Origin of the sequence: Zhongshania aliphaticivorans, assembly GCF_902705855.1 — a bacterium.
Taxonomy (GTDB): Bacteria; Pseudomonadota; Gammaproteobacteria; order Pseudomonadales; family Spongiibacteraceae; genus Spongiibacter; species Spongiibacter aliphaticivorans_B.
On the sequence record NZ_CACSIJ010000001.1, the window covers coordinates 378,765 to 399,664 of the forward strand.

Genomic DNA, 20,900 nt, shown 5'->3' on the forward strand with positions numbered 1-20,900 from the left:
AGGCCAGCGTTTTAAGCTGGCCTTACGGTAGATGGCGCTAGTGCGAAGTTAGCGAAACAATTCCCCGCTCTCGGCCCGCTCCAACAACAAAGACGGCACCTCGAAATCGCTACCGTACCGGGCTTCTAATTCTCTTGCGCGGGTAACAAAGGCGCTTAACCCATAGGCATTGATGGCCTGAAATACACCGCCGGTTTGCGCGGGGAAGCCAATTCCCATAATCGAACCGATATTGCCATCGCCCACCACATTCACAACACCTTCCTCCATCGTCCGCACGGCTTCCAGGCACTGACAAAAGGTCAGGCGGTCTTTAATATCTTGGTAGGGAATATCGGTATACCCCTGAGGAGCAAAGGCGTCCTTCAAACCTGACCAGATGTGCTTTTTACCGCCCTCGGGATACTCATAGTAGCCTCCGCCATGAACCTTACCCCTACGTCCAAACTCATTAACCATGCGATCCAGAATTCGCGACGCAGCATTGTCCTGCCAGTCCCGCCCTTGGGTAAGGGTATCTGCCTTAGCTTGCTGACCATTCTTATAGGCCGTTTCCTGGCTAATTTCATCAATGGCAGCCAAAGGCCCAACCGGCGAACCATTATCACGAGCAGCCGATTCGATTAACACCGGATTCACACCTTCCTCCAGCATAATCGCACCTTGGGTGATCGTTTTACTGATCACACGGGTCGTAAAAAAACCTGCTGCGTCATTTACCACAATCGGTGTTTTACCTAACTGCTGAGCCAAGTCAAAGGCTTTCGCCAAAGTCTCATCCGAGGTTTGCTGGCCGCGAATAATCTCTACCAAAGGCATTTTCTCGGCGGGCGAAAAGAAATGCATACCAATAAAGTTTTGCGCCCGCACACTGGCCTGCGCCAATTCAGAAATAGGTAGTGCTGAGGTATTGGAAGCAAACACGCTGTCGCTAGGGATTATCGCTTCGCACTCAGCGGTGACCGCTGCCTTAATGCCTCGATCTTCAAATACGGCTTCGATCACGATATCGCAATCTGCTAAATCGCTGTAGTCGGCCGTCGCTTGAATCAAGGCCATACAGGCATTTTTTACCTCTTCCGTTAATTTACCTTTCGCCAAACCTTTATTGAAAAAGGCTTCTGCATACGCCCGGCCGCGATCCGCATTTTCTTGGCTAATATCTTTAAGTACAACTTGCATACCCTTCTGCGCAGCAACCGTCGCGATACCCGCGCCCATTTGCCCAGCCCCTAAAATACCGAGCTTTTTACATTTAAAACGCTCGCTGACATTGGGACGGCTCGCCCCTTTGTTTAAAGCCTCCATCTGCACAAAAAAAGCCGTCATCATATTTCTGGCGGTTTGATCTAATAACAAACTTAAAAAATAGCGCCCTTCTATTTTTTGAGCGGTGTCAAAATCCACCCGTGCGCAATCTACAACACAGGCAAAGATGGCATTTTGCGCCGGCATAAGATTTTTAGTTTGCACCATCACATTCGCCGGCCCAAAAAACGTTAGGCCTTGGTTCGCCGCCTCGTCTGGGCCGCCAGCTGGAATCGCGTAACCCTCTTGATCCCAAGGCTGTTTGGCATCGCCATTCGCTTTTATCCACGCCTTTGCCCTAGCGTGCATGTCGGCTTCATCCTCGGCCAACTCATGCAGCAAGCCTTTCTCTAATGCCTGAGCCGCTTTTAAACGACGGCCTTGGCTTATAAGGCCGATCGCCTCCTGCATACCAAGCAAATACGTCATTCTCACCACGCCACCAGCGCCGGGCATAAGGCCTATCATCGCCTCTGGCAAACCAACTTGAACGCCCTTTATGGCTACGCGGTAATGACAGGCTAAGGCAATTTCAAAGCCGCCGCCAAGTGCCGGCCCGTTCAAACCCACCGCTACTGGTACTCCGAGGGTTTCAAGCTGACGAAGCGGTGCTTTTGTCGCCATCACCCCCTCGTACATTTTTGTCTTCTCTTCTGCGCTGGGGTTTAAATCCATATCCAGCATTTCGTTGATATCGCCACCGGCAAAAAACTGCTGAGGTTTGCCACTGCGCACGTAAACTCCGCTTACACCACCCTGCACAACCATGGTCTGTAATTCGGTAAGCGCTGCGCGCATAGCCTCGTCGTACTCACGCCCCATAGTATTTACTGCTTTACCGGGCTGGTCGAAAATCAGTTCTACAATACCGTCGCTATCTTTTTCCAAGCGAATATATGCCATGATATTTTCTCTCTGCTATGCCGGTGGAGGCTTTCAAACAAACCCATTCATCACCGTTATTTCTATCGCAAATTTACGTAAGCCCAATGTCGGCTCACCATATTTTTAAAAACCGTAATTAAACGCGCTCAATTACCGTCGCAATACCAATACCGCCACCTGCGCACAGTGTGACCACACCACGCTTTAAATTTCGGCGTTCTAGTTCATCCAACAAGGTGCCAAGAATCATCGCGCCGGTAGCGCCAATGGGATGCCCCATAGCAATTGCGCCGCCGTTTACATTTATTTTTTCATCGGGAATATTCAGCGTGCGCTGGTAGCGCAGCACAACAGAGGCAAAGGCTTCGTTTAGCTCAAACAAATCAATATCATCAACGCTTAAACCTGCCTTCTTCAGCGCTTTTTCGGTAGCTGGTGCCGGCCCGGTCAACATAATGGTTGGCTCAGTACCGACAAGCGCACAACTTAAAATACGCGCCCGTGGCGTTAGATTTTGCTCCTTGCCCGCACGCTCACTACCAACAAGAACCAAGCCAGCGCCATCGACGATGCCGGAGGAATTACCGGGCGTATGCACGCAGTGGATATTTTCTAACTCTGGGTATTTCAATTTAGCCACGCCGCCGTGACCGAAATCGTTAAACATTTGAAAGGCCGGCTTGAGTTTCGCCAAGCCTTCTAAGGAGGTATCACCACGAATAAACTCATCGTGATCAAGAATAGTTACGCCGTTAAAGTCCCTTACCGGCACGATTGATTTAAAATAGCCCTTATCCCGCGCCTGCGCTGCGCGCTGCTGAGACATCACCGCATAGCGGTCAACATCTTCCCGACTAAAGCCATCCATTGTCGCGATCATATCCGCGCCCAAGCCCTGGGAAATGAAATAACTTTTCATTGCCACCCAAGGGTCGCCGGTTGCACCACCGCTGGCACCAATTCCTAAACGCGACATGGATTCCACCCCACCGGCGGCCACCAAATCCTCGTAACCCGCGGCAACCTTCGCTGCAGCCATATTTACCGCGTCTAAACCGCCAGCGCAAAAACGGTGTAATTGCGCCCCCGTCGTCACGTCATCCCAGCTCGAATACACCAGTGCCGCCTTGGCGATATTTTGCCCCTGCTCCTTCACCGGTTCGCCGCAGGCCAAAATTAAATCTTCTACTTTTGTCGTGTCTAAATCATTGCGGTCTTTTAGCGCTTCTAAAAGATTAGTCACCAAATCAATTGGCTTAACTTCATAAAGCGAACCGCCGCGCTTACCTTTGCCACGCGGAGTACGAATCGCATCGTAAATAAATGCTTCTGCCATGATATATCCTGCCAAACTAGGGATGAATTCAGCGGGTCAGCACGTTGACCACGGCAGGCACAATGGACTGTCGCGGCTATTCAAGACAATGGCAATTCGGGTCAACACACTGACAGAAATTCATAAGGGGCTGATAAAACAAAGGCTTACAAACAGCGGGAAATGCCGTTAGCACGGAGATTTATTGAAAGGAGGCCATTAATTCCTTGCCAGTAACCGAGTGCTACGGCTGACGTACATGAGCGCCTTTTAGACCTCAGTTTCAGCGGTGCCATAAACAGCCGCCGAAGTAGATCGCAGCTAGTGTATTCGCGGCTAAATGAAATGTCGGCCTAGTTACACCTTAACCTTATACTTTAGGTCATTTGCTTCATCGCCTGTCATACCACGAAAACCCCATTGATGTGGAGATTGCTCTTTTATGACAATTTCAATATCTACTGGCGGTATAGATAACTGATTTTCTATTTCTTTAAAAAGTGATTTAATTAACCTTTTCTGGGTTTCCACTTGCCTCCCAGACATCATGTTGATCTCGATGACCGTATACGCGTCACTGCGACCACCAGGATAATAGAAGTCTTCATTTTCCATTGGGATAAACCGATGCGCTCTCTTGTCTTCTGGCATACCAAGAACTGATTGCATACAGCCGTGAATAACATCAGACAGCCTAGCCTTTATTGGGTTTAACTTTTCCCTTATTCCATAAATTACGATCATCTTGATTCCTTACTTACATATAAGCGTTTTATTATTGAGGTTTATGCTCTCTATAATTTTCGCTTATTTATCAAATTTTCATTTCCCTTAACCTTAACCCGTTCATATGCAAATCATCAGCCGAGACTTCGATTTAACCGTTAAAGAGTCAAAGGCTACTGAACAGGAAATTCTAGAGAGTACGAATGCCGGAACACTCTCAACAGAACATTTTTTTCAGCCAACTGTTCACAGCGTGGTGTAAATTCAAGCAGAAAATACTATGTCATTGTCTCCCTGCAATACCATTATAGTGATTTACTTACGCTCACATTCCTAACGATGACTTTCACGCTCCTGCTGCCGATATTCACCAGGGGTGATGCCAGTCCATTTCTTGAAACAGCGGTGAAATGCAGAAGGGTCTGTAAATCCCATTAATGCCGCCACAGCATTAATAGACAATTCGGAGTTACCTAAATACGCCATTGCAGCGTCGCGGCGACACTCATCTTTAAGCTGTTGGAATGTCGTACCTTCCTTTTTTAAACGGCGACGCAATGTGGGGGCAGACATATTTAGGGCTTCGGTTATACGCTCAAAGCTCGGAAATCCCTGAGAGAAATCGTGGCCGATCATCGCCCTAACCCGCGCAACTAGACTACCGTCATCACGACTACCGCTCATTACCATCAACGGGTACGGCGCTGCACGCAAAAATTCCTTTAAAGTTCGTTCATTGTGTACCAAGGGATAGGATAAATAGCGGGTATCAAATACAAACTCATCCCGCAACTGACCGTAATACACGGGGCAGGAAAACAGCTGCTGATATTTTTCGACACGGCCTTTACCTGATGGCGCTTGGCCTGCAAACCTGACTTCCTTAAGTTCGATATTACTACCGACCAACCAACAAAAAAATCGGTGCCAAATCGATAGGCCGTACAGGTCGGCCATATCAACTTTATCACCGGCAAAGCCTTTTTTAATACTACCGTAGCCGACGATGGCGTTGTCTTTACGAGTGTCTAAATAAATTTGCGCGTCAGCATCGTAAAAAGTACGAAAGAATTCACAGGCTCGCTTAATAGCCTTATCCAAGTTTTCACAGCCGATGATGCAGTAACACATCATACGAAACGCGCCAGGGGTCACGCTTTTGCCAAGCATTAAACCAAAGGCTTCGTCCTGCAATAGACTCATGACCTGCTGATACAGCTTAGTGTATTGCATAGCAGAAATACTGGTCTGATATCCAGCCGATCGACTATTCAATGGATTAAAGGCAATTCCAGCGACGCTTAATATTCCGCCGTGGTCATAGCCTCGCTCCGCAGCCAAATTGAGCAGCGAGCGCGCAAATTTGGTCGGCACGGATTCTAAATCGATATTACTCAGTGTAATTCTCCAAACCTGTCAATTTTACATTCATATCTTAGCACCTGCTTTTCAGCCTGCGGTAGAGCCTCTAAAGATGGCCTTTTAACAAGTTGAATAGAATGAGTAAGCTAGCCATAATCAGCACTATGACTGACATTCGCTTTGATCTCATTATGACTGGCAATCTCGCATCTGGTGTATCGCGGGAGGTCGCCATCAGTAAACTTGCTACGCTATTCAAACGCCCGCCAGAACAGGTCGGAAATTTGCTTAGCGGTAAGGCCAGCCGTATTCGCAAAAATCTCAGTCAAGCGGAGTTACAGCGCTATCGAGATGCGTTTAACAAAATTGGCGTGATCACCAAAGCCTTACCGTCGTCTACTGTCACGACCACTGAAAACGTAACCGCTCACTCCAGCGTTTTATCACTGTGTCCTAACGGAACGCTGGTGCTAAGTGACGACGAGCGCCAGCACCCTCCTGTCGCGGCACCTGACACGGATCATATAAGTGTTGCAAATGTCGGCGAATCTTTAAACGATGAACATTCTGCACCACCGCTGCCAACACCAGACATCGGCCACATTAGCCTTGCTCCTGCCGGAGAGGATTTATTATCGTCACCCACGTCAGGGCCTGTAATAAAACCGCAGATCGCTCATTTAAGTCTTTGCGGTGTAGGAACACCGCTATTAGATTCAAAGCCAGAAATTAAGTATCGGCCGCCTAAAACTGACCACTTAGAACTACAGTGACATTCAGCTTCCCCTCGGAAATCTCAATATCATTCGCAGACCAGGATTATTATCTTTTAATTCAATATAACCATCATGCAGGCGCACAACCGCTTGCACTAAACTCAAGCCCAAGCCATTCCCAGGGTGCCGGCTGCGACTGTGCTCTACGCGGAAAAAACGCTGAAAAACCCGTTCGCGATCTTCCTCTGGTACACCAATACCGCTATCAGCCACTTCTATACGTACGACACCACTTTCAACGGCTAAATTGACCTGCACGCGACCACCTTCTGGCGTGTACTTAATGGCGTTATCTACCAAATTTGCGACAGCTTGAAACAACAAATTGCGATCGCCATAAAAGCTACCAACCTTTGCCAAACCGGTATGAAAGCTCTGCTCTTTTTCGGCGGCAAGTGGTTCATAGAGTTCGATCACATCAGACACTAAGGTGCATAAATCCACTTCAGCAAAGCCGGAGCGACGATGCCCAGTCTCTACTTGAGCAATACGCAGCAATGCACTAAAGGTTCCCAATAAGCCATCAGCCTCATCGATTAACTGCTCCAATTGCTCGCGATTAGTGGTGTCTTCGCAATTGTCGTGCAAATCGCTCAGCTTATTTCTAAGCCGGGTTAGCGGAGTACGCAGGTCGTGAGCGATATTGTCTGACACCTGCCTGACGCCCGTCATTAAGGCCTCTATGCGGTCCAGCATTTGGTTCACGCTTTCAGATAAGCGCAAAAAGTCACCACTACTGGAATGGGTTTCAATGCGCTCAGACAAGTCGCCGGTCATAATACGGCGCAGGGTAACGTTAATATGCTCAACTCGTCGCAGGGTCAGCGCGGCAACTATGGCGCCGCCAATGGTGCCGAGTAGTATGGTGGCCACCATACTACGTGTTAAGGCGCCGCCCACTAATTTAGTGCTATTTAAAACATCGGCATAGTGACGGGCGACTAGCACGTGTTCGCCGCCGGCCAATTGACGCGAGCGCGCCACAAACTCGGTGCCAATTGAGTCTGGTACGTTGGTTAAGGATTCAAAACTAAAGCCCAGCCAGCCGTCACGATACTCTTCGCTGTCGGGCCACTCATCGAGATTACCGGCAATTTTGTTTAGATTTTCATCACCCACAAAATAAAAGAAGCGAATCAATCGATCTGGACCGCTATGAATCTTTACAAATTCATCAACCGCCGCCTCGCCACCGCTCTCATAAGCCTCGCTTAAATCAGATAATTCACTTTTAACTGAGTGATGTACCTCAGCAAAAAAGTCGTAGGCGATAAAAGCATAGATAAGCGCCAACACCAAAAACACGGCCACACTAAGCCATGCAACGTAACTGACCAAGAATCGGAAGGTAAAGCTGGTGAAAATTTTACTGAGAATCATCCAACATATATCCAGCGCCGCGAACGGTGTTCAACAGAGGTTTATCAAAGCCCTTGTCAATCTTCTGACGCAAACGACTGATGTGCACATCAATGACGTTGGTTTGAGGATCAAAATGATAGTCCCACACGTTCTCGAGCAACATCGTGCGAGTAACAACCTGACCGGCGTGGCGCATCAGGTACTCTAGCAATTTATATTCTCTGGGCTGTAAATTAAACGGCTGCCCCGCGCGGGTAACCTTGTGGGCAAGCAAATCCATTTCAAGATCGGCAACCTTCAAGCGAGTAACCGCTGAGCCAGCTTCTTGGCGCCGCAATATAACCTCAATACGCGCAAGCAACTCGGCAAAAGCAAAGGGCTTAACAAGATAATCGTCGCCACCCGCCTTTAAACCTTTAACCCTGTCATCCACTTCGCCCAGCGCACTCAAGATCAGCGCTGGTGTAGTGTCATTTGAGGCACGTAAGGTTTGGATAATAGTCAAACCATCCACATGTGGCAGCATACGATCAACAATTAACGCATCGTATTGTTCGGTGGTTGCTTTAACCAAGCCCGTTTTGCCATCAGCAGCGTGCTCTACTTGGTAGCCGCTTTCACGCAGGCCCTTTACGATATATTCCGCTACGCTCGCATCATCTTCTATCAATAAGACCCGCATCTACACTAATCCCTTCCGCTTTTATTATAGTTTCGCCACTTTTTGCCTTCCAAAGCGAAACCCCCATCGATGAAAGACCTAAGTTGGTGAGGTACATCTACTTATTCACCCATAGTATGGGGGCGCGTACACTTTTTTCCAACAGCTTCAGCTCCAGCAAGGGAGACTAGCAGCAATGAATAATATAAAAAATGCTTACGCCTGCCTTAAACACTGTTTAAGTAAAATACACTATTTGGTCATAGTGGCCTGCGGCCTATTGCCATGCTCCGCATTTAGTAGCGACTGGGGCACAAATACTATGAACGATGTAACAGTAGCTAAATCCCAGAAGCTGAACTACCGCCCTACCATTAGTTTTTGTATAGAGCGCGATGAAACCACGGGTAAATTCCATGCTTTCAATACCGATCAAGCTCGCTTTAACCGCGTTTGGATGGAACAAAACTCTGCCAAACATGGCAGCCTAGCGACCAAGGAGCTGATCAAAATGGGTTTTAAGGCGCTATATAAATCTTTTTATAAACGCAGTGCCGGCGCCAAACGCTTTCTTCCCGATGAAGAGGGTCGGGTTGCGGTATCGAATTATAGTGATTACAAAACCGACTACAGCGTTCACCTTAGCCGTGATTCGCTCACCTTTGGGCTTGCTATCGCCTTTTGATTCCAAGCCAAGCTACACCCATTGAAGCCACCCCTGTTACAATACCCGCCGTTTATAATATGCGGATTCATCGCCAATGCCTTCAAAGCCCAAAACTGCGAGCAAAACACCTTCTGCCGATACATCTACGACCATCGCTGCGTACGAAGGGCCGCCAGGGGTATTTAAGCGCATTGCCGTTATCGTCTACGACGCATTCTTACTATTTGCAGTCCTCTTTGTCGCAACATTAATTCCTGCCTACTTTCTTAGTCCGGAATCTTTTGTTGCAAACCCCGCCACCAATAGTGTGGTGCACGAATTAGACATTCCCTTGCAGGGATGGATTTACCGCAGCTACTTGCTGGTTTTGATCATCATATTTTATAGCTGGTTCTGGCGAAAAAGCGGCCAAACACTGGGAATGCAGGCTTGGCGCATTAAGCTAGAAAGCACAAACGGCGGTAAACCAAGCTGGAGGCAATGTATTATTCGGGTGCTCGTGGCGGGGGTATCACTTGCGGCAGGTGGCTTAGGCTACTGGTGGATATGGATTGACCGAGACCGCCGCGCTTGGCATGACCGCGCATCAAATACCGTATTACGCTCTATTCCAAAAGAGAAGAAAAAAGCCTAGATCATTGATCAGGCTTTTTTCATTAGCATATACGTGCCCGCAATAAAGCAAACACATATTGGCAGCAGACTGGCGTATATCGGGTCAAAACCATAGACCATACTCGACGGCCCAAGAATGTCCTGCAGTGTTCTAAACACAATGCCGACCATCACCCCAACAAACACCCTAAAACCCATCGTGACGTTGCGTAGCGGGCCAAATATAAATGAGATGGCGACCAGTACCATCCCCATAATAGTGAGGGGCTGCAGTAATTTATTCCAAAACGCCAACTCATAGTCGCCAGCATTCAAACCCTGCTTATTCAGGTATTGCGCATATCGCCACAAACCACTTATTGATAAATCTTTAGGATCTAGCACCAGTATGTTCAACAATTCTGGCGACAACCCCGTGCTCCATGGCTGTTGAGGAATAAACTCAAACTGCGCGCCTTTAGGCGTAAGCGTGACCACTTTTGCAGCCTCTAAGGTCCACTTCCCCTCGGTGTAATAGGCGCGCTCAGCAAAAATATTTTGCTCTAGCTGCCGATCCTGATCAAAACTAAAGATACTCACGCCAAACAAAACCCCGTTCGGCTGCACCGCGTTAAAGTGCATAAACTGCTGTCCCTCGCGGTGCCACATACCGTGTTGCGAATGAATGGCTGAGGTTTTTTGAAGGGCTACCGCACGCTGACTTTCCGCGATCTGCTGCGACGCCGGTGCCACATACTCCGCAACCAGCAAACCTAATAAGGTAATTGCCAAGGTCGGCTTAATCACCGCAAACACTAATTTACTTGTAGAAACACCGGCTGCGCGCATCACTATTAATTCACTGCTGCTCGCCAAGGTACCCAAACCCGCTAGACACCCAACCAAGGCCGCAAAGGGCAGATAGTCGTAAAAGCTACCTGGCGCGGTTAAACCAACGTATTGCAATACCGACCAAAAAGTATAGTTGCCCCGCACATCTTTTAAGCCATCAATTAAGGCCGACAAAAGATCTATACCCACTATCACCAACAACACCAATATGATGGAGCCTGCAACAGTACGACCAATATAGCGATTTAGTTTAGTCACGGCGGCGCCTCCAGTTAAGCCACCAGTGCCGCAACATGCTGTCTCGGTAAAGCAGTATTAAGCCCAGCAATAAAAACGCAGCATGAACAACCCACATACCGGGAAACACTGGCCACTCGCCTTTCGCAATCGCATCGCGAATCGCGTTTAGACACACCAGATACACCATATAAATCATAAACGCAGGAAACATTTTACCGTAGCGGCCACGACGATGATCAGTTTTGCTCAAGGACACCGCAATAATCGCCGCAATAGGCACAAGTAAGCCCAAAGAAATACGCCACTGAATAGCCGCAATATCTTCCAATGCGGTAGAGCCCCAAAGATCTGCGGTATCTTTGCCGTCTAATTCCTGCCGATAGGTTTTTACTTCTGAATCTCTAATCAATTGATCAAGCCTGGCGAAGCTGGTTACTTGATAATCCATAAATCCAGATTCACCGACATAACGCACACCGTCATCTAATACCAAATAACGCTGCCCCGATTTTCTGTCGATTTCAAAGCGGCCTTGTTCAGCGGTCACTACCGATATTAATGGCCGACCGCCATCGACAACTGGCTCCGGCTGGGCAATAAACACGCCCTGCATCGTCTGGTCATCGCGATCAGCCCTTTCAATATAGGTTACTCGACCACTGCCTCTATCTAAGCGGAAACGGCCTTCTACCGCCGCCTTTACACCAATTTCCGAACGGCTCTCTGCCAGTAATTCAACATACGCTTGAATTCCCGAAGGGGTCACTACCAAACTGATATAAGCAACGACACCAGCAGTGAAAAAGGCGGGGATCAAGGTATAACTCAATAAGCGCCGCCGACTCATACCACAGGCACTCATCACCGTCATTTCGCTGTCAACGTACAGGCGTCCGTAGGAAAGGAGGATGCCGATAAATAAACCGAGCGGGAGTACAACCTCAAGAAAATTAGGCAGGCGATACATCATTACCCAAAACAAGACTTCTGGCGCAAAATCTCCAGACGCAACCTGCCCCAGATATTTCACAAATCGCCCGCTCATAATAATAACGAGCAATGTCAGCGTGACAGCGAACACTGTCTTTAGCATTTCGCTAGCGAGGTACCTAAATAAAATCAAACAACCATATCTCCACCGCCCCTATCGGCACCCAATCACAATACGAGCACCAAGTATTTACGCCTTACTGAAACCTCAGCATAACGTAACGAGCGGCGCCAAGACGAGGCAAAAATCAGCGCAAAAGCAACGTTTACTAGAGTAAATGAGCATTTTAAGCTAGTTTTTAACGCTGTATTGACGAGCGCAGTAGTTATGCCGAGGCTTCTTACTATTTCACGCGCAGATGATACCCTTTACACTACGGCCAGAATACAGCCTTATAATATATTGATAGCGCAAGGGCTTAATGCCCAAGCTAGAAAGTCATAATATAACGGCGTGCATTAACACTAATCCGCCCATCGTCTGCGAGTAAATCCATGCAAATTAGTCTAAAGCCCTTTAAAGATGTCTCTACCGTTAACACCGACTGCCTCATTCTCATTGTTGATCGCACACTGAGTGCAGACATCGCTAAAGCCGCAGATTCCGCCACTGGTGGTGCCATCAGCCATATCATTAGCCGAGGCGACTTTAGCGCTAAAACAGCGGAAACACTTTACTTACCATCCATTAGCGGCCTAAAAGCCCAGCGCTTGCTCATCATCGGCAAGGGCGAAAACAGCGAATTGAAAGACAGCGAATTTGATAAAATCATTAACGCCGCAATTAATGCAGCTGGCAATGCCGACTGCAAAGACATTAGCATCATGCTCGACAATATTAGCGTCGCTGATCGCAAAGCTCCTTGGCAGTATCAACGCGTCGCGCAACTGATAAGCACCGCTAGCTACCGCTATACCGCCACCGTCAGCAAACCAAAACCGGCACTATCAATTCGCCGAGTGACCCTGCAGGGTGCCAACACCGACGCAAACCGTAGCGCGATTCACGCCGGCACCAGTATCGGCAAAGGTATAAACGTCGCCCGTAATTTAGGGGATTTACCAGGCAATATCTGCACACCAAACTATCTTGCCAGCGAGGCCCGTGCATTGGCTCGTAAATTCGAATCAATTACCGTTAGTGTGCTCGACGAAAAAAAAATGGCGCAGCTGGGTATGCACTCCCTACTGTCTGTATCTGCGGGCAGCGACCAGCCTGCGCGACTTATCGTTATTGAACACAAGGGGGGCAAAAAAACCGATAAGCCCCATGTGCTAGTTGGCAAAGGCGTAACATTTGACACTGGCGGCATCAGCCTAAAGCCTGGCGCGAAAATGGATGAAATGAAGTACGACATGTGCGGCGCCGCTAGTGTTGTCGGCACAATGAACGCCGTTGCCGACATCGGATTAAAACTCAATGTTGTTGGTATTATCGCCGCCGCCGAAAATATGCCCAGTGGCAGCGCTACCAAACCTGGCGATGTGGTTACCAGTATGTCTGGGCAGACTATCGAAATTCTTAACACCGACGCGGAAGGTAGATTGGTACTGTGCGATGCACTCACCTATGCAGGTAAATTTAAACCTGCCTCGGTAATCGATATAGCCACGCTGACCGGCGCCTGCGTTGTCGCATTGGGTAAACATGCCGCCGGCTTATTCAGTAATAACGATGACCTTGCCGACGAGCTGCTAAAAAGCGGCCAGCTAGCCCAAGACCGCGCTTGGCATATGCCTCTATGGGATGACTACCAAGCACAGCTAGACAGCAACTTTGCCGATATCGCCAATATTGGCGGCCCCGAGGCTGGTAGCGTTACCGCAGCCTGCTTCTTGTCACGATTCACAAAAGACTACCGCTGGGCTCACCTTGATATCGCCGGTGCAGCGTGGAACGGCGGTGCCAATAAAGGAGCGACTGGTCGCCCCGTAGGTCTACTTTGCCAATATCTTTCTAGCAAGGCTGGCAACTAGATTAATGACACTGATTGATTTCCACATTCTCGACCACAGTGATAGCTGCGCGGCAATGCATTACGCTTGCCGCCTGACTGAAAAAGCATGGCGCGCTGGTCATCAAGTATATTTACACTGCGAAGATGTCGATGCGACTGAAGCGCTTGACGCGATGCTCTGGCTATATCGCGACGAAAGCTTCATTCCCCACAGTCGCCACCCTGCCGACAACAACCCGGTATTAGTAGGCTGCGGTGAGCATGCTGGCGAACATTGCGATGTATTAGTTAATCTCGCCAAAGACGTTCCCGCATTTTTCAGCCGCTTTAAACGCTTGGCAGAAATAGTCAACCAACAAAGCGATAGCCTAAGCTCATCGCGAGAGCGATACGGCTTCTACAAAAACCGCGGCTACCCATTAAAAACCCATACCATTAAAGGCTAATTTCTAATGGCAGAGGACAAAGGCCCATTACTGGGAGAACTCGAAGAGCTAAAAGCGGTACTGCGAGAGCAGCGTGGCGTAGACTTAGCCGCCATCCCCCTCCTTGACGATATTATTGAAAACGAAGCGAGCCCTGAATTTGCCGACACCAACTTGGCAAACACCGACACAGCCTTTGACGACGAACATATTGGCATTGCAGATGAACCAATACTCGACGGCAGCCATATAGATAACGATGATAGCGAGGCGCCTGCGGATAATTTCACCACGCATTATTCCGACGACGGCAACTACGAACGCGAAATTTTTATGCAAGAAGTCATCGACTCGATGATGCCAGAAATAGAAGCAAAACTACGCAGCCGTCTATTAGGTTTAGACGAATCTATTTTAGCGCGCTGGCACGCCCAACTTCACACCAACAAATAAGACACTAAGATGATGAAAAATCGGTCTTCTTTTTAGCCAGCCCGCCTAAAACTCAGTATACTTGAGCACTTTTTAATCGCCGAGCCTCCACGCTGATCACCAATTGCCTCAGCCTGCGCGGCGCCATTAACACGACCTGAAAAATCAGGCCAACACGCCACAGAGACACAATGGATAAGACATTTCAGCCCGCAGACATCGAAACCAAGTGGTACCAAAACTGGGAAGAAAAAGGCTATTTTTCGCCCCAGGGCAAGGGCGACTCCTACAGCATCATGATCCCACCGCCGAATGTTACCGGCAGTTTACACATGGGCCACGCCTTCCAAGACTCCATCATGGACGCCCTCACCCGCTACCACCGCATGCAGGGCAACAACACACTGTGGCAGGTCGGTACCGACCACGCCGGTATCGCCACCCAAATGCTGGTTGAGCGCAAGCTCGCCGCAGAGACGGGACAGACGCGCCACGATCTCGGCCGCGATGCCTTTCTAGACAAAGTCTGGGAATGGAAAGAAGAATCCGGCGGCACCATCACCCGCCAGCTGCGCCGCCTAGGTGCATCGGTAGATTGGAACCACGAACGCTTCACCATGGATGACGGTTTTTACAAAGCCGTGCAAGAAGTCTTTGTTCGCCTCTACGACGACAAACTCATTTACCGCGGCAAGCGCCTAGTTAACTGGGACCCTAAACTGCACACCGCCATTTCTGATTTAGAAGTCGAAAACACCGACGAAAAAGGCTTTATGTGGCATCTGCGCTATCCCTTAGCAGATGGAGAAGCCACCGCAGATGGTAAAAACTATTTAATTGTCGCCACCACCCGCCCAGAAACTATGCTTGGTGACACCGCTGTTGCGGTTAACCCTAAAGACGAGCGCTACGCATCGCTGATCGGCAAATTTGTGGATCTGCCGTTAGTAGGTCGCCGTATTCCGATTGTGGCCGACGACTACGTTGACCGTGAGTTCGGCACTGGTTGCGTCAAAATCACCCCTGCCCACGACTTTAACGATTACGCGGTAGGCCAACGCCATAAATTGCCGATGATCAACGTCCTCGACAAAGACGCGGCGATTCGCGACGAAGCCGAAATCTTTAATAGCGACAGCTCAGAAAACACCGACATCGATAAAACGTTACCCGCAAGCTACGTCAAACTAGATCGCTACGCCGCCCGTAAAGCCATAGTCGCAGATCTTGAAAAAGCTGGTTTGCTCGAAAAAATTGACGACCACGCCTTAAAAGTCCCACGCGGTGACCGCTCCGGCCTAGTCATTGAGCCCATGCTCACAGACCAATGGTTTGTAGCTACCGCCGCGCTGGCCAAACCCGCCATTGAAGCCGTTGAAGATGGCCGTATCGAATTTGTGCCCAAGCAATACGAGAATATGTATTTCAGCTGGATGCGTGACATTCAAGACTGGTGTATCTCTCGTCAGCTGTGGTGGGGCCACCGCATTCCTGCGTGGTACGACGCTGAAGGCAATATCTACGTTGCCCGTAACGAGGCCGAAGCCCGCGAGAAATACCAACTACCGGCAGATCTAGCACTAAACCAAGATGACGACGTACTCGACACTTGGTTTAGTTCTGCGCTGTGGACATTTGGCACCCTTGGCTGGCCCGAGCAAACTGAGCGCCTTAAAACTTTTCACCCCACCGATGTATTGGTGACTGGTTTTGACATCATTTTCTTCTGGGTCGCCAGAATGATTATGATGACCATGCATTTTAATAAAGACGAAAACGGCGAGGCCCAAGTGCCTTTCAAAACCGTTTACGTCACCGGCCTGATTCGCGATGAACAGGGCCAGAAAATGTCTAAATCTAAGGGGAATGTCTTAGACCCCTTAGATATGATCGACGGTATTGAACTAGACACGCTGTTAGAAAAACGCTGTGGAAATATGATGCAGCCACAGCTAGCAGAGAAAATAGCCAAGGCGACCCGCAACACCTTCCCCGACGGCATCGGCGCCCACGGCACCGACGCACTGCGCTTCACCCTGTTCTCATTGGCCTCGACAGGCCGTGACATCAACTGGGATATGCGCCGCCTAGAAGGCTATCGCAATTTCTGCAATAAAATTTGGAATGCCGCCCGCTACGTGCTCATGAATACCGAAGAGCAGGATTGCGGTATAAATGGTGACGCGGTAGAGCTGAGTTTGGCTGACCGCTGGATTATTTCACGTCTGCAACAGACCGAGCAGGCCGTTGCCGACGCCATGGCGGCCTACCGTCTGGATCATGCATCGCAGGCCATTTACGAGTTTATCTGGAACGATTACTGCGACTGGTATTTAGAACTGTCTAAACCTGTACTGTGGGACGACAACGCCAGTGCTGAAGTAAAGCGTGGCACCCGCCGTACGCTGATTCGTGTACTGGAGGCCACGTTGCGCATGGCCCACCCATTTATGCCTTTCATCACCGAAGAGATTTGGCAACAGGTCGCGCCCATTGCCGGAGTAGAGTTTAAGGCCGGCGACGACACCATCATGTTGCAAAGCTACCCCATAGCCGCGAATGAAAAAGTCGATGCCGATGCTATAGCCGATGTCGAGTGGCTAAAACAAGTCATTCTCGCCATCCGTAATATTCGCGGTGAAATGAATGTGCCGCCATCAAAAGCGCTCACCCTATTATTAAAGAATGGCAGTGATGAAGATCTGCGCCGGCTCGACAGCAACCGCCAATCACTAAGTAAACTCGCCAAGCTCGACGACATTCAGTGGCTTGCCGCCACCGACGATGCGCCCATGTCTGCCACCCAATTAGTGGGCGCCATGGAAGTGCTAGTTCCCATGTCAGGCTTGATTGATAAAGCTGCAGAAATTGCTCGCCTAGAAAAAGAAATCCAAAAACTAGATAAGGAAATTCAGCGTCTTCAAGGCAAGCTCGGCAATGCGGGATTTTTGGATAAAGCTCCCGCGGATGTAGTCGCTAAAGAGCAAGAAAAGCTCGCCGGCCAACAAGCTGCGCTGGCAAAACTAAGTGAACAGATCCAAACAATTCAGACCTTGTAAGCTAAGCAGCAAATTCTACTATAACGCGCTAAGACGTAGACAAAATCGCTAAAGCCGTTATAGTAGAACCCACAACAAGCCCGATATCCGCCGTAATGTGATGGTTGCATGCAGATACAACGCGCTGACTTATACAGCGCCCGCGCCCAGCAGTAGTCACTGCCATAGTGTCAATCCCTCCCCCGTTTTACCGTCAAAGGCACGCCTTATCGCCATTGACCACGATATATTCAGCAATAACGTATTTCTTCCCTGTTCAGCTAATCTGTTTGACAACTCAATGAGGACGAGCGATGAGTGACCGAATTTCGGGTACCGTTAAGTGGTTTAACAATGCCAAGGGTTTTGGGTTTATCACCCATAATGAAGGCAGTGATGTGTTTGTGCATTTCCGCTCAATTCGCGGCGAGGGGTATCGCACACTGGACGAAGGGCAAGCCGTTGAGTTCACCCTAGTAGATGGGCCAAAAGGTTTACAGGCAGAGGACGTAACAAAAATATAAACCTCTCGGCGCAACGCCACATCGTAGGCTAGCTAGAGGCTTAACCGCTGCTGATACTCCACTGCTCTGTACAGGGCCGAGGGGAGCAGCGGATTACTATACACTTTGTTCGAATCTTCGGATGAAATACGAATTGGCCTTGGGGTAATGGCAATCACCCGCACGTTATGTTTCTTGCAGTAATTAAGCACGCCTTTGTCAGCATTACCCGCCAATATAAGCACTGCCTTTTTTGTATTACTTGTTGATAACACCGCAGACAAATCGTTCTCTGTTGCTATCCAATGGGCTACCTGACCATTCAAGGCCAGCGCTGCCTGTAGAGACTCTTTTAATAAGCCCTCCGCTGCGTATGCCAGCACCGTCACGTCGGCGCCAGCACTAATACGCTTTGATGTAGAATCAACTGTGAAAGGAATTGTGCAAACAAAACGACTACCTTGATTGTATTCTTCGTCTAAGACGATTTCCCCGCCCATTAAACCCAGCAAGCGAGTGGTGATTGCCAAACCTAAACCCGTACCACCGAAACGCCGCGCCCGGCTATTCTCTTCCAGCATAAAGGGTTTAAATAATTGCTTGCGCATTTCTCCCGACACGCCAATGCCGTTATCAATCACCTCAAACACAATACGCTGACGCGGTTCCGCCGCTTTTTCTTCCGCCCCGACCCGCAGTTGAACTACGCCGTCACCCGCCACGGAATGGGAAAATTTCATGGCGTTATCGAGTAAATTAAACAAAATTTTACGCAAGCGCGTGGCATCAGCAAATACCACGGCCGGTAAGTTAGGGGCAATATGTAAAATAAATTGAAGTTTATTTTTAGCCGCGCGCTCAGCAAATTCGTCAGCAACACCCTCTACAAATTCAGCTAGCTGAATACTTTCGGCCTGCAATTCAAGGTCTGCGGCATCTAATGCAGAATAATCCAAAATATTATCAAGTGTCCCTAGCAGACTCATCGATGATCGACGCACGGTGTCTACCATCATCCATTGCTCGCGACTTAATTCGGTTTTACTTAGCAAATCAGTCATGCCAATAACCCCGTTCATCGGCGTCCGAATTTCATGCCCCATAACGGCTAAGAAAGTCGCCTTAGCGCGATTCGCCCCCTCTGCTTGCAAAAGAGCTGTTTCAAGCTGTTGGGTACGTAAACGAACACGGTCTTCAAGATTTCTATTTAAACGCCGCACTTCGCGCTCAGCTTCTTTAAAGTGGGTAACATCCGAATGCATACCCACGATTCTAACCACCTGCCCTGTAGAATCTCGTTGCGCACATGCGCGGCATACCGCATCGCAGACGCTACCATTGCGCCGACGTAAACGATGCTCATCACGAAAAACCAATTCATCACTTTTTATAAATATATCAATCGCGGCTTTAACCCGCTCGCGGTCATCAGGATGAATACTGTCGTTAAACACCACGCGCCCGTCTAAGGGTTGCCCTCCCTGTATACCTATCATTTGCAACCAAGCGGGACTGAAGAATACAGAATCGGTCGTCATATCCCAGTCCCACAAACCGTCCCGCGAGGCCATCATGGCCATTTCAAAACGACGCTGGGAATGCTGGTATTGCTGATATAAATAGCGGCGCTCAGTAACGTCATGTAAACATACCACCAAGACGTCGCCATCATGAGTTTCAAAATCACCAAAATACAATTCAACCGGGACTTCGACGCCCTCTGCATTCAAGACTAATAACTCACGGCCTTTCACCTGATGCTCGCCACGTCCTCGATCTGAATCAAGATAGTTTTTACTAAACAACTGGTACTGCTGACGAAAGCGCTTTGGCAACAAGGATGACATATCCATGCCAGATAATTGATCGCGGGAATACTGCAAGAATTCCGCCGTCGATTGACTAGCAGAAATAATTTTCCCGCCGCTATCGGTTAGCAACACAACACCCGGCAGACTGTTTATGAGCCTATTAATATAGTCCCGAGTAGTCAGTTTATCTCTATGCTCACTCGCTAATTTGCGCGACACAGAGACACCTACCAACAGTGGTATTAAACATATAAGCGACAATATCAATACAAACAAATTCTGATGGTGCAGCCCTGTTTGCTGATCTACCGCCGAGATAGCTAGACTCAACCCCTGCTCACGCTGATAAGCATTTAATACATTCAAACCGTGAATTAGCTCTTGGCTATCTGCTTTAGGATTAAGTGGCACGGGAACTTCAACTAGGTGCTCGATGGAGTTCGGCTGATAAGACAAATACAAGCTAAGTAATCTCACCAAATCTTGGATCGTCGTTTGCGGAAATAAGCGTGAAACGTCACCCATTAACACCGCTCGCGCCGCCATCAAACGTGAACGAATAATATCGACTTGAGCTAGATCGTTAACCAGATACGCAGACGCAAACTCATGAATGATGGAGCCGCGAGCGAGAGCCTCATCTAAGTCATATAAAGCCGATTCTCGCGCTTGAAACTGGGCTAGATTGACCTCAGATAAGGTATTTACGGAATCAACGCGATTGAGTAAGAAAATCTGAGACGAAGCTAAAGCTAGTAACAATACGCAAAGCCCTGCCAATACTGTATTAAGTACGGCACGGTGCGTCACAGCACTTCGCTTACTTTCTCTGGATTCTATCCAGTCATGCATTCATTTGCCCCATGCCAAACTGATGTGTGAGCCGGAATGCCCCACTTTCCTACATCTATACATAGTGCGGTCTATGACTGTGGCGAACTATTCGTAATTCCACCTAAGAATGGATCTCATGGAGCCTAAAAAGCACGAGATTC

General features: G+C 48.8%; 17 protein-coding genes. 8 read left to right on the plus strand and 9 right to left on the minus strand.

The genetic code is table 11. The features are described from left to right. Positions 1–48 precede the first annotated feature (48 nt). The 4 genes from GVJ32_RS01715 to GVJ32_RS01730 form a co-directional block, all read right to left on the minus strand. The gene (locus GVJ32_RS01715; RefSeq protein ID WP_159238322.1) at positions 49–2,211 is read right to left on the minus strand and encodes a 3-hydroxyacyl-CoA dehydrogenase NAD-binding domain-containing protein; all 2,163 of its coding nucleotides are present in this window, start codon (positions 2,209–2,211) and stop codon (positions 49–51) included. A gap of 118 nt (positions 2,212–2,329) precedes the next feature. Further along, on the minus strand, positions 2,330–3,529 hold the full coding sequence (locus GVJ32_RS01720) for an acetyl-CoA C-acetyltransferase (RefSeq protein WP_159238323.1): 1,200 nt from the start codon (positions 3,527–3,529) through the stop codon (positions 2,330–2,332). A 336-nt stretch (positions 3,530–3,865) separates the two neighbouring features. Next, entirely contained in the window at positions 3,866–4,252 is a 387-nt protein-coding gene (locus tag GVJ32_RS01725; RefSeq protein WP_159238324.1) for a tautomerase family protein, read from the minus strand. A 315-nt stretch (positions 4,253–4,567) separates the two neighbouring features. Then, the gene (locus GVJ32_RS01730; RefSeq protein ID WP_235035005.1) at positions 4,568–5,608 is read right to left on the minus strand and encodes an AraC family transcriptional regulator; all 1,041 of its coding nucleotides are present in this window, start codon (positions 5,606–5,608) and stop codon (positions 4,568–4,570) included. Between the two features lie 125 nt (positions 5,609–5,733). On the opposite strand from GVJ32_RS01730, the gene GVJ32_RS01735 reads away from it, so the two are divergent. Further along, positions 5,734–6,369 carry a hypothetical protein gene (locus GVJ32_RS01735; RefSeq protein WP_159238325.1) on the plus strand — a complete coding sequence of 212 codons (636 nt, stop codon included), beginning with the start codon at positions 5,734–5,736 and terminating at the stop codon, positions 6,367–6,369. Positions 6,370–6,372: 3 nt separating this feature from the next. Here the strand turns inward: GVJ32_RS01735 and GVJ32_RS01740 are convergent, their stop codons facing one another. Both GVJ32_RS01740 and GVJ32_RS01745 read right to left on the minus strand, forming a co-directional pair. Further along, positions 6,373–7,752, minus strand: coding sequence for a sensor histidine kinase (locus GVJ32_RS01740; protein WP_159238326.1), 1,380 nt, complete (start codon positions 7,750–7,752; stop codon positions 6,373–6,375). Then, positions 7,739–8,416, minus strand: coding sequence for a response regulator transcription factor (locus GVJ32_RS01745; RefSeq protein WP_159238327.1), 678 nt, complete (start codon positions 8,414–8,416; stop codon positions 7,739–7,741). The genes GVJ32_RS01740 and GVJ32_RS01745 overlap by 14 nt, the downstream gene beginning before the upstream one ends. Positions 8,417–8,591: 175 nt before the next feature. On the opposite strand from GVJ32_RS01745, the gene GVJ32_RS01750 reads away from it, so the two are divergent. Together GVJ32_RS01750 and GVJ32_RS01755 are read left to right on the plus strand one after the other, a co-directional pair. Then, positions 8,592–9,080 carry a hypothetical protein gene (locus GVJ32_RS01750; RefSeq protein WP_159238328.1) on the plus strand — a complete coding sequence of 163 codons (489 nt, stop codon included), beginning with the start codon at positions 8,592–8,594 and terminating at the stop codon, positions 9,078–9,080. A 76-nt stretch (positions 9,081–9,156) separates the two neighbouring features. After that, complete coding sequence (locus GVJ32_RS01755; protein WP_159238329.1) at positions 9,157–9,696, plus strand: RDD family protein; 540 nt, start codon at positions 9,157–9,159, stop codon at positions 9,694–9,696. Between the two features lie 8 nt (positions 9,697–9,704). Here the strand turns inward: GVJ32_RS01755 and lptG are convergent, their stop codons facing one another. Together lptG and lptF are read right to left on the minus strand one after the other, a co-directional pair. Continuing rightward, on the minus strand, positions 9,705–10,766 hold the full coding sequence (lptG, locus tag GVJ32_RS01760) for an LPS export ABC transporter permease LptG (RefSeq protein WP_159238330.1): 1,062 nt from the start codon (positions 10,764–10,766) through the stop codon (positions 9,705–9,707). Then, positions 10,759–11,871 carry an LPS export ABC transporter permease LptF gene (gene lptF / locus GVJ32_RS01765; protein WP_159238331.1) on the minus strand — a complete coding sequence of 371 codons (1,113 nt, stop codon included), beginning with the start codon at positions 11,869–11,871 and terminating at the stop codon, positions 10,759–10,761. Before lptF ends, lptG begins: the two co-directional genes overlap by 8 nt. A 362-nt stretch (positions 11,872–12,233) precedes the next feature. Between lptF and GVJ32_RS01770 the strand changes: the two genes are divergently transcribed. The 5 genes from GVJ32_RS01770 (at position 12,234) to GVJ32_RS01790 (ending at position 18,115) form a co-directional block, all read left to right on the plus strand. Next, positions 12,234–13,715: a leucyl aminopeptidase gene (locus tag GVJ32_RS01770; RefSeq protein WP_159238332.1), complete on the plus strand. Its 1,482-nt coding sequence runs from the start codon at positions 12,234–12,236 to the stop codon at positions 13,713–13,715. Positions 13,716–13,719: 4 nt separating this feature from the next. Continuing rightward, complete coding sequence (locus GVJ32_RS01775) at positions 13,720–14,142, plus strand: DNA polymerase III subunit chi (RefSeq protein WP_159238333.1); 423 nt, start codon at positions 13,720–13,722, stop codon at positions 14,140–14,142. Between the two features lie 6 nt (positions 14,143–14,148). Continuing rightward, positions 14,149–14,574 (plus strand): hypothetical protein, encoded by a 426-nt coding sequence (locus GVJ32_RS01780; protein ID WP_159238334.1) that lies wholly within the window; start codon positions 14,149–14,151, stop codon positions 14,572–14,574. Between the two features lie 170 nt (positions 14,575–14,744). Next, the gene (locus GVJ32_RS01785) at positions 14,745–17,612 is read left to right on the plus strand and encodes a valine--tRNA ligase (protein ID WP_159238335.1); all 2,868 of its coding nucleotides are present in this window, start codon (positions 14,745–14,747) and stop codon (positions 17,610–17,612) included. Between the two features lie 293 nt (positions 17,613–17,905). Continuing rightward, on the plus strand, positions 17,906–18,115 hold the full coding sequence (locus GVJ32_RS01790) for a cold-shock protein (RefSeq protein WP_159238336.1): 210 nt from the start codon (positions 17,906–17,908) through the stop codon (positions 18,113–18,115). A 32-nt stretch (positions 18,116–18,147) separates the two neighbouring features. Here GVJ32_RS01790 and GVJ32_RS01795 read toward each other — a convergent pair whose 3' ends face one another. Continuing rightward, a complete protein-coding gene (locus GVJ32_RS01795) occupies positions 18,148–20,757 on the minus strand; it encodes a PAS domain-containing hybrid sensor histidine kinase/response regulator (protein ID WP_159238337.1) in 2,610 nt (869 codons plus the stop codon). Positions 20,758–20,900: the final 143 nt, after the last annotated feature.